General features: G+C 66.9%; 4 protein-coding genes and 3 pseudogenes. 2 read left to right on the forward strand and 5 right to left on the reverse strand.

What is annotated here, in order from left to right:
* Nucleotides 1-107: 107 nt before the first annotated feature.
* The 4 genes and pseudogenes from OC446_RS27365 to OC446_RS27380 form a co-directional block, all read right to left on the reverse strand.
* A pseudogene (locus OC446_RS27365) lies at nt 108-500 on the reverse strand (Tn3 family transposase); the annotation flags it as partial.
* Nucleotides 501-696: 196 nt separating this feature from the next.
* Entirely contained in the window at nt 697-2,919 is a 2,223-nt protein-coding gene (locus tag OC446_RS27370; RefSeq protein WP_262032115.1) for a tyrosine-type recombinase/integrase, read from the reverse strand.
* A complete protein-coding gene (locus OC446_RS27375; protein WP_262032116.1) occupies nt 2,916-3,971 on the reverse strand; it encodes a tyrosine-type recombinase/integrase in 1,056 nt (351 codons plus the stop codon). Before OC446_RS27375 ends, OC446_RS27370 begins: the two co-directional genes overlap by 4 nt.
* 41 nt (nt 3,972-4,012) lie before the next feature.
* Nucleotides 4,013-4,339: pseudogene (locus OC446_RS27380) on the reverse strand (Tn3 family transposase); the annotation flags it as partial.
* An 81-nt stretch (nt 4,340-4,420) separates the two neighbouring features.
* On the opposite strand from OC446_RS27380, the gene OC446_RS27385 reads away from it, so the two are divergent.
* Both OC446_RS27385 and OC446_RS27390 read left to right on the forward strand, forming a co-directional pair.
* Complete coding sequence (locus tag OC446_RS27385) at nt 4,421-5,542, forward strand: tyrosine-type recombinase/integrase (protein WP_262032117.1); 1,122 nt, start codon at nt 4,421-4,423, stop codon at nt 5,540-5,542.
* Entirely contained in the window at nt 5,539-7,593 is a 2,055-nt protein-coding gene (locus OC446_RS27390; RefSeq protein ID WP_262032118.1) for a tyrosine-type recombinase/integrase, read from the forward strand. Before OC446_RS27385 ends, OC446_RS27390 begins: the two co-directional genes overlap by 4 nt.
* A 251-nt stretch (nt 7,594-7,844) precedes the next feature.
* Here the strand turns inward: OC446_RS27390 and OC446_RS27395 are convergent.
* Nucleotides 7,845-10,076: pseudogene (locus OC446_RS27395) on the reverse strand (Tn3 family transposase); the annotation flags it as partial.

Below are 10,076 nucleotides of genomic sequence, written 5' to 3' on the forward strand. Positions count from 1 at the left end.
CACTTATCTCATCCTGATCGCCGCTTCGGTAGGCGGCCATGACGCCACGCTTACGGATTATACGCTAAGCTAGAACGAACAAAGAACCTCCGTTTTCGCTCGTCGGATCATGCAGCGCGTGCCAAGGTCTTCGGCAAGCGCAGGGGACGAAAGCCGTCGATGAGCACGGGCTGCTCGCCCCAGGCATAGGTGCCGGTGAGATTGATATGCTCCCAGCTCAGAGGCGAGACGTGTTTGAGCACCTCAGGCCGAATAATCCGCCCCTGGTGGCGGAGATGATCCACGGCGCGTCCGAGATACACCGTGTTCCAGTGGATAATTGCACTGACTACGAGGTTCAGACCCGAGGCACGGAAGGCCTGGCTCTCGAACGAGCGATCACGGATCTCACCACGCTCGTGGAAGAACACCGCGCGTTTGAGCTTGTGGGCTGCCTCGCCCTTGTTCAAGCCAGCCTGACAACGCCTCCGCAGAGCAGGGTCCGAATACCACTCGATCATTATGTGGAATATGCGCGTCAAGGCTGGGTAGCCGAGCCAAGTACCGATAGTGATCACGCCGATCGCGGCCAGCCGGGAGCCCGGCATCGGGCAATGACGTACCCGCAGGCTCGCCCGCCCGCTACAGCGCTTGTGAGGAGCGCGCGGGCGGGCGAGCCTGCTCCGGCGAGCTACGCCGGCAGCCAAAAGGCCGTCATCATTCCGGTGGCCGTGGTCTCGCCGCGATGTCGCGCGGGGTCGGTCCTGCCGGTGTCGGCGTGTCGGCGAGCTTGGCGACGAGCGCCACCACCGCCTCCCGGTCGCCCTCGACTGCCGCGCGCTCGTCATCGGTGAGCGGGATGACGGCGAGGCGGCGGTCCATGCCTTCACGCGCTTCGAGAAGATGCGCTTTTGCGCTCGGCTTGGGGATGTAGAAGTCGCACTTGGCGCAGGCCATCCGGTGCGGGCACTGCTCGAAGAAGCTGTAGCTGCACCAGCCGTGGCCAAGATCGTAGTGCTGCCAGGGCGCGCCGGCCGCGGCGGCGCCGCTCAGCACCGCTTCGCGGTCGATCAGCACCTCGATCGTGCGCACATTGCGCGCGAAATAGCCGGCGTCCCCATAAGCTTTGGTCAGCGTGTTAGGCGTAATCGCCGTGTAGTGTCTTGTCGTCTCGGGCGAGGTGTGACCGAGCCAGGCCTGGAGCTCGAACAAGGTCATCGGCTCCTTCGCGTTGTAGAGTTGGCTGGCGATGGTGGCGCGTGCCCGGTGGCTGGTGATGCGGCCGCGCACGTCCTTGTCCGGCACCCCGCCCTTGGCGCAGAGCAGCGGGATGACGGACTTGTTGATGTAGGTGTTGGCGACTGCACGGCCGCGGATGGCGAAGAGAATGTTGATCGGCTCACCAGTCTTGCGATCGGAGATTGGTGCCTGCGTGGGCCTTGCCGCCTCCCACGCCTCGACCGCGCGGCCGACGAGCGGATCAACGGGCTTGCTGAAGGCGGGGCCGGTCTTGTGGACCGGCACGTCGAGCAGGCACACGGGCGGGGCACTCGGATCGGCGCTGTCGGCCTGCCAGCGGATGCAGCCGACGCGCAGGCGCACGATCTCGTCGCTGCGCTGGCCGATGAACAACCAGGTGAGCGCGAGTGCGCGGACGAGTTCGAGCGGATAGGCGACGATGCGGCGCGCGGCGAGGTCGTCGGCTGTCAGGTTGAGCCCTGCCCAAACGAGCTTTGCCCAAGCGTCGTCAGCGATAACGCGCGGCTTGGGGAAGATCAACGCCTTGACCGCACGCGGCGTCACCAGCGCAATGGATGGATCGAAGTGCGGCGGGCACCAGCCATGCTCGTGGCATTCACGGAAGAAGCCGCGGACCACCGAGATGTAAGCCGCCTTGCTCGTTGGCGCGAGCGACTGGCCCGAGCGCGCCTCGATGCTCGTGCGCCGCTGCGCGAAGTCGCCGATCAACATGCGGTTGACGCGCGCGACGTAGGCGGCGCAGGTGGCACGGGTCCAGTCGCCCGGCGCTTCGACGCCGGGCTGCTCCTGCGTCATCCAGCGCCCGACCTTGGACAGGATCGAGCGGTACTCGCGGCGCACCTTCGGGGTGAGCGTTGAGGTGTCGTACCAGCGGTCTACGGCCTCCATCCACGCCGCCGGCGCACCCTCGACAGTCATGCGCCACCCGCACGTCGGCAGCCCGGGGGGCGAGGCGTAACCGAGTGCGGCAAGGGCTCGATGGACGCCGTAAAGGGCCCCACCCGCCCACGCCGTAAAGCCGACATCGGTCCGAAGGCGGGCGAGCGCCTCATCGGTCAGGTCTTCGAGCCTCGGGCTGCGGTTGCGCAACAGGAGCTCGCAGACGACGGTTCGCGTGCGCAGGTCGTGCGCATCGGAGCGGTAGCCCTGCCGCGTCAGCGTGCCGATCACCTCGGCTAGCGCCCCGTTAGCTGCCTCGCGCCCGAACACCCGCCAGATGAGCGCGAGGCGGTTGAAGGGTCCGAGGCGGTGGAAGGCGTCGAAGCCGCACAGGAAGTAGGCATAGGAGCCAAGGCACGGCCGGACGGACGGGTCGAGCCAACCCGGCCACGGAGCTTGGAATGCACCACGGTTCTTGCCGATCAGTTCGACCCACTCGTCGTCCGACCACGTCCAGAACGTCGTCCCCCGATCCGCGCAGCGATGCAGCACCAAGCCGACCGCGTCGAGTGCCGAGCGGACATGGAATCGCGCATTGGGAAGGTCGCGCATCGCCAGCCGAGCGGCGTCGAGAGGCGCCACGAGGCGCGCGACCGCTGCCCACTCGGTTCTGTCCGCATCGTGACTGCGCCCGCGGCGCAGATCCCAGCCGAGCGCCACCAGCGCCTCGCGCTCGGTCGCTGACAACGCGGGCGAGCGGTCGAAGCCAGAGACGTCGAGGAGCGGCGGACGCGCGCTCATGCCATGCCCATCGGCGTTGCGGCCAAGAGTGCGATGCGCCGCTCGTGGAGCTGCGCCATGCCGGCGGCAAGCTTGGCGGCGAGGTCGCGGCCCGACAGGTGGATGTAGCGAAGCGTCGTCGCAGTTGAGCGGTGACCGGCGAAGGTGGCGATGGCGTGGACCTCCCAGCCGGCGCGAGCGAGGTCGGTGAGGCAGAGGTGGCGCAGCGTGTGCGTGCCGAAGCGGGGCTCGCCGGCGGCGAGTGCGATGCGCCGCACCACCTTCGACCAAGTCCAGGGGGTAATCGGCTCTGCCGGATTGCGGCGCGACTCCGACAGGAACAAGGGACCGCGGGCAGAACTGAACTCGGCGCGGTGCGCGAGGTAGGCGCGCAAGAGCTCGCCGGCAGGCGCCGAATAGGGCACGATCCGCTCGCGGCGCGACTTCGTCGCCTCGGCGCGCACGCGCAGCATGCGACGTGCAGGATCGATGTCATCGGTCCGCAGTGCGCAGAGCTCCTCGCGTCTGAGGCCTGCATCATAAGCAAAGGCGAGCATCGTACGATTGCGGATCGGCTCCGCGGCGGCAATCGCCAGGATCGCTGCCCAGCCGTCCTCGTTGGGGATCCAAGGCAGGTGCACGTAGCGGGGCACGAGACCATGCCGAGCGGTTCCTAAACATGCGCCGGGTGTGTAGCGGCCGCGGCCGACCGGGCTCGTGACGCGTAAGCCCTCTTCGACGAGGTAATCGTAGAACAGGCGCACAGCCGTCAGCCGTTGCTGGATCGTGGCGTTGGCGAGCCGGGGCGGCGAAGGCGCGAAAGGAAGAAGCTCGGGGCGGCGCGACGGCCGATCGGTCAGCTCGCGCACGAAGCGCGCGACATGGTCACGTCCGGCATCAACGACGCTGACCGATTGCGCGTTGCAGAAGGCGAGATACTCGGCGAGGCCGCGGCCATAGGCGTCGACCGTGCGCGGCGCCAGCCCAAAGTCGGCGCGCATACGAAGCCAGGCAAGCGCCGGCGGGCACACGGCCAGCGCGGGAAAGCGCTCCTCAATCGACTTGGACGGCATCGATGCCCCCAGTCTCGCGACCCGGCCAGCTCAGCCGGATTCCAAGTAACATACATGAACAGCGTGCGCTCGAGGCGGCCGAGTTCGCGCAATGCCCGTGCGAGCTGGCTGGGATTGCGGGAGGCGGCCAACCGCTTGAGGATTGTCGAAGGTGCGACCGTCCGCGTCTGGATCGAGGCTGCCAGATGAAGCAGGTCGTCCCAGTACTCCATGATCAGGCTGGTGTTGATCGGCGCTCCAATGTGCTCGCGCAGTGCGGGATAAGCGTCCGGTGTCTCGAATGTATGAAGCTTGCGGTCCTTGAGGTTGCGCAACCGCGGAGCAAACCGGCGACCCGTTAAGGCGAACAGGCCGAACACGTGGTCACTCGTTATGTGGACACTCGGCGGACAGAGGCAGCACGAAGTGCTATTCTCCCACTGCGGCCGACCCCGGTCTGGAGGCCTGCGATGTTCACGGTTCGGCGATGCCTCAGATCATCAGTTCCGGTCGAACTCGTGGATTCTGTCGGTACTTCCGTCGCGCCCGTTACGGATTATCTCGTCTATCTGGCCTCGCGGGGCTGCTCGCCTCACACCATCGCCGCCTACGCATACGATCTGCGTCACCTCTGGACCTTCCTCACCACCGCGGAACTTGACTGGACGACCCTGACGCCAGTTCGTGCGATCGCGCTCCTCATCCACCTGCGCACCATACCCTCCCACGCCAAGCGGGCCAGAGGCTCCGGCATCGACGCCGAACGGCGGCTGTCGCCGGCGAGTGTCAACCGCGCGCTCGCCGCCATCTCTGCGTTCTATGACTGGGCCATGCTTGCGGGCTTTCACGCAGGCCCCAATCCGATCGCCAAGGTCGAGGCGCGCGCCGTGCTGCGTTCAGTCGATCGGCACCGCCCCTTCCTCGAGGGCATCGCGCGCAATGCGCCGATCCGGCGCACGCTCGCCGTAAGGACGGTGCGCCAAGTGCCACGGCCGTTGTCCGGCGAGGAGGTCATGGCCATCCTTTCTGCGCTGTGCTGTCAACGCGATCTCGCGCTCGTCCGCCTCATGCTCGACGGCGGCCTGCGGCCTGGCGAGGCGCTCGGCCTCAAGCTCGAGGATGTCGCCTACGGCCGCAGGCGCGTCGTCGTTCGCCATCGCGAGGACCATCCGCGCGGGGTGCGCGCCAAGGGACGCCGCGAGCGCGTCGTCGACCTGCACGAACCGGCAACTCTTGCCGCGGTCGCCGACTACGTGACGCTCGAGCGCCCGCGTGACACTGGCTGTGCCTTCCTTTTCCTCGTCGGCGGCCATGGCCGGCGCCGCGGCGAGCCGCTGTCCTATGCCGCGCTCGCCAAGCTGTTCGCGCGCGCCTGTGAGCGTGCTGGTGTGCGCGGGCCCCGCGTGACGCCCCATGCTCTCCGGCATACCCATGCCACGCGCCTGTGGGAGGGAGGCATGCGCGAGCTTGCGCTCATGCGCCGGCTCGGTCATGCGTCACCCGAGTCCACCCGTGTGTACACGCGTGTCTCGGATCCGATGGTGATCGCCGAGTACCGGCGCGCCCTCGGCATGGACGGGTCGGCCGCGTGAGGGCCGCAGGCTCGATCTCGGCGGCGGCGCTCGCCGTCGGCAACCCGCCGCCGGCGCCCGTCCTCGCCGACCACTGCGACGAGACCGAGTTCGCCGACCACGTCGCCCGCCAGCCGATCTGCGCCGAGTACAAGCACGCGCAGCTCCAGGTGTACCGGCGCTTCCGAAGGTGCTGGCCCGACCTCCATTCCTGGCTTGCCCGACCGCTGCCCGAGCGGGTCGGCCGTCTCGGTGGCGAGCGCCGGGGGGCGGCAAGCTTCCGTCTGTCCTACCAGGCCCGCCCCTATCTCTATTTCCTCGCCCTCACCGACCGGCTTCGCCTCGACTATCCGTGGCTGCTCGCTGTCGGCAACACTCGGCCGCTCGTCGTGGCCGCCCAGCTGGACATGGATCTCGGCATTCCGCGGCTCATCGAAGAGGGAGTGGCGCTGGGCTACAATCGCGCTGCGATCAGACAGGCGATCTCGTGGTCGGTCGCCCGGATCGCCATGCATGAGGGCGTCCGCGATCCCGATCGGCTGCGCGCCGAGCACGTCGACCGGCTGCTCGCGGCCATCCGCGACTTCGCGGAGCATCGTAGCATCGAGCTCTTCTTCGACTCGGCCGAGGCCTACCGACGCGGACGGGCCAAGAGCTGGATCACGCATGGCGGCCAGCTTGCCGTCATCCTCTACCACCGCGGCCAGACCGAGCGGCAGCCGGCGAAGACGATGCCGCCTTGGGCGGTCCGCCCGCCGGTCCAGCCCGAGATGCGCGCGCTCGTCGACCGTTGGCTGGACATCTCAAGGCCGGTGCTGCGGCCCAACACGCTCTACCACCGAGAAATCTCCCTGCGGCGGCTCCTCGAGTATCTCGCGACCGCAGCACCTGAGGTGCGCAGCTTCGCGCAGGTGACCCGTGATCATGTCCTCGGTTTCCTGGCAGCGATGGCCGAGGACATCCAACCGACGACGGGCCGCCGGCTCGCCACGCACACGCGGTGCGGCCGGACGTCGGATGTCGCGCTGTTCTTCCGCGATCTCGTTGTGCTCGGCTGGGAAGGGCCGGGGCAGTTGCTCATCGACTCCCGGGACAAACCCCGCGTCGTCGACCGCGTGCCCCGCTTCATCCCGCAAGCGGAGCTCGACCGGATCATGGCGGCGATCCGGGCGCTGCCGTGCCCGTATCAGCGCGCGGCGCTGCTGACGTTGCGCTGGTCGGGCGCACGGCGTGGCGAGGTCCGCCGCCTCTCCTTCGACTGCCTGGACTGCTACCCCGACGGCACGCATCGGCTGCGTCTGCCGGCGGGCAAAACCTACAAGGAACGCACGGTTCCGCTCCACGACGAGGCGGCCGAGGCGCTGCGGGGCGTCATGGCGTTGCGAGCAGACACTCCGGACCGCTGGTTCACCGACGAACTGACCGGCGGTCGGGTCCGCCACCTCTTCGTCGTCCGGGGCAAACTGATATCGGCGTACTATCTCTTCGAGACGGCGCTTCAGCAGGCCTGCCGCAACGCCGGTCTCGTGGACGCGTCGGGCCACGGCACGATCAGCGCGCATCGCTTCCGACACACGCTCGGCACCCAGCTCGCAGAACGCGGCGCCAGGCTCGACACGATCATGAGCGTGCTCGGGCACCAGAGCCCGGGGATGTCGATGGTCTACGCCCGGATCTCCGACCCCGAGGTGCTGCGTGATTACCAGGCGGTGCTTGGTCCGGGAGCCCTGATTGCCGGTCCCGGCGCTGAGGCGGTGCGCTCCGGCACGCTGTCGGCAGGCGCGATCGACTGGTTGAAAGCCAACTTCCTGAAGACCGAACTCGAGCTTGGGCACTGCCTGCGCCTGCCCGAGGAGGGACCATGTGAGTGCGACCTGTACCTGGCATGCCCGCGGTTCGTGACGACTCCCGCATACGCCTCTCGGCTTCGCGAGCGACACGACGTCGAGTTGAGGCTCGCCGATGATGCCCGGTCGCGCGACTGGCCGCGCGAGGTGGAGCGGCACTGTGCCGTCGCTGCACGCATCGAGCGGCTGCTGGCCGACATGGGGGAGAACCCGCCCGGTGGATGAACGCTGCCATGCACGACGATGCGAAGCGTCTCGGCCTGCAGCCAGCGTGGCACCGACGGCCGGGCGGCCCTCAAGGACGCTGCTGCGCCGCTCCGCGGTGGCCTGCGGCCATCCTTGACCGCCGCCCGGCCTCGGCGCATCGGGGAAGGCAGGTCGGGACGAAGGGATGGTCCGTTCGATCGAACAAAGGGATGGATCCATCAGATGCCGAGAAATGCACCCGCAGGACGCGCTTGACTTGTCCACATAACACTCGCGCCTCCCGTGTCCGTGAAGTGCTCCTGGATGTCGAGTTCCGTCTCATGGTCGAACAGGCCATCCAGCACATACGGAGCCTCACTCTCAGTGGCGCTGATCGGCAGGATGCTGAAGTAGCCGTACTGGTCGGATAAGTGGCTGTAGAACTTCGAACCGGGTTCGCTACCGTAATGCAGGTTGATGTCACCACGCTTCCCGGCACGATCACTGGCCTGGAAGAACTGCCCGTCCGATGAGGCCGTGGATCCGTCGCCCCAGAGCAGGGCATGTGGGTGCTGAGCGTGCCGGTCGGTGATGCAGGCCTGCGCCAGCTTGTACGTCTCAGGTCGGGTATGAAAGATCCGCTTCCAGGTAATCTCCTGCGGGCTCACTCCTTTCGAGGCTGCTGCCATGCGCTTGGCGCCGAGATTGGTCGCATCCGCCAGAACCCCGGCCAGCATCGCCGGGATGCTGCGCGGCGGCTCCTGGGTACGAATGTGCGTGAAGCGATCGGCAAACCCGGTCCAGTTATGAACTTCCATCAGGAGATCCGGTACCTCGATCAGCGGGTACATGTCGGCCAGTTCCCACTTCAACTCCTCGGCCGCAGCCGGCACGTCGCCGGGCAAAGGAGTAACGACGAGCTGTCCGGCCTCAAGCCGGACGCCCTCGAGCTTGCCGTTGCGGGCGCGGTAGGCAAGCCGCTTCAGGTTGAAGTCGACCGTCTGTCGCGCCTCGCTCAGATAGCTGATGGCGTCCTGTGGCACACCGAGCCCGAGATCGTCCGATGCTTTCAGGGCGGTGAAGGCGGGTTTCGGCATCAGCTGTTCGTCCATGGGCCGGAAGGCGCGACTGCCCTCAACCCAGATGTCGCCGGAGCGCAACCGATCCCGTAAGGCGGCCAATGTTGCAATCTCGTACAGGCGGCGATCTGGCCCACCGTCTCCAAAGATGAGTTTACGGCTACGGGCACTGAGATGGCCTACCGGCACGCGCTCGGGCAGGGTGCGCCGGTTCGCGACCTGCAAGGTCTTGAGTGTACCGATCGCGGCCAACAACGAGTCATGTTTGCGTGACGAGCAGAAAGTAAAGATCTCCAGGAACCGTGCCGTGTACTTGCGTATGGTGCTGTAGCGCTCTCCTGCCAGACGAAGCGGATCGGGATCAGCATCCCGCACCATGGCTTCGACTTCCGGTTGGGCCTGCAACAGGCGGTGCCAGCCGACTTCATCATCGAGAACATCGATGGCATTGCGGCCCGTTTCACTGGCGGTAACGAGAGCTCGCAGGGTGTCCCGGAACAGGCGCAGCACCTTCGTCGTATCTTGTTGAGCCTCAATATACCGCTTCCTGCGCCGAGTATTGGCTCGCGCGAAGAGCCGGCCGATCAGCTTGTTGAACATCGTGACCGCGGCATCCGTCAGCGTCTGTTCGAGCGTGATCGTTTGAGCCACAAGGGTGGCTCGTCTCCTGCGAGCGCCGAAGTCGGCAACCAACCACGCGGGTGTCACATCGCCTTCCCGCACGATCTGGGTCCAGCGCTCTGGATGGATCCGGGCCTGTCGCTGGGGATCGATCGCCAAAGTGCGGACAAATGTCAGACGGTCCATGAGGCCAATCAGATTGTCGGCGCTTGGCGCATCTGGAACCGATCGCAGCCACGCAAGCCGGGTCTGCTGGACGGCCGGATCGACCAGGAGGAGAGCTTCGAGCTGCTCGATCTGGTCCGCCGAGAGCCCCTCCAGAAGAGCCGCTTCTGCCCGTTGTCGGGCAATGGCGCGCCCGGCAAGGCCAATCTTCTCAAGAGCAGCATCGGGTAAGAGAAGAGCGCCGCGTCGGCGCAACTCGCTCACGACCGCGGTCATGATCGGCAGACCGCTTTCGGTCGCGCTGGCGGCCTCGGCGGCTGCCAGAAGGGCTGCTCGACGATCGTCCCGCGTCGCGGTCCGGACGCCCAGGTACTTCGCCAGACGGTGGCTGTGCTCAAAGCGGGTCGGAATGCGACGCGCGTAGGATGCAAAAACGTCCGGGGCGATCCCCAACTGCTCGGCCACGTAGGCGACCACGGCAGCAGGCGGGTCTTCGTCCATCCCCAAGACCCGGCCCGGATAGCGCATGATGCAGAGCTGGACCGCATAGCCGAGCTGATTGTGAGGGCGGCGCCGGACTTCGGCTTGCAGACGATCCTGCGGAGACAGGGTGTAGTGCCGGATCAGGCTCTCCTCGTCGTCGGGAATCCCGAGCAA

Source organism: Microvirga sp. Mcv34 (assembly GCF_024519725.1).
In the GTDB taxonomy this organism is placed as follows: domain Bacteria; phylum Pseudomonadota; class Alphaproteobacteria; order Rhizobiales; family Beijerinckiaceae; genus Microvirga.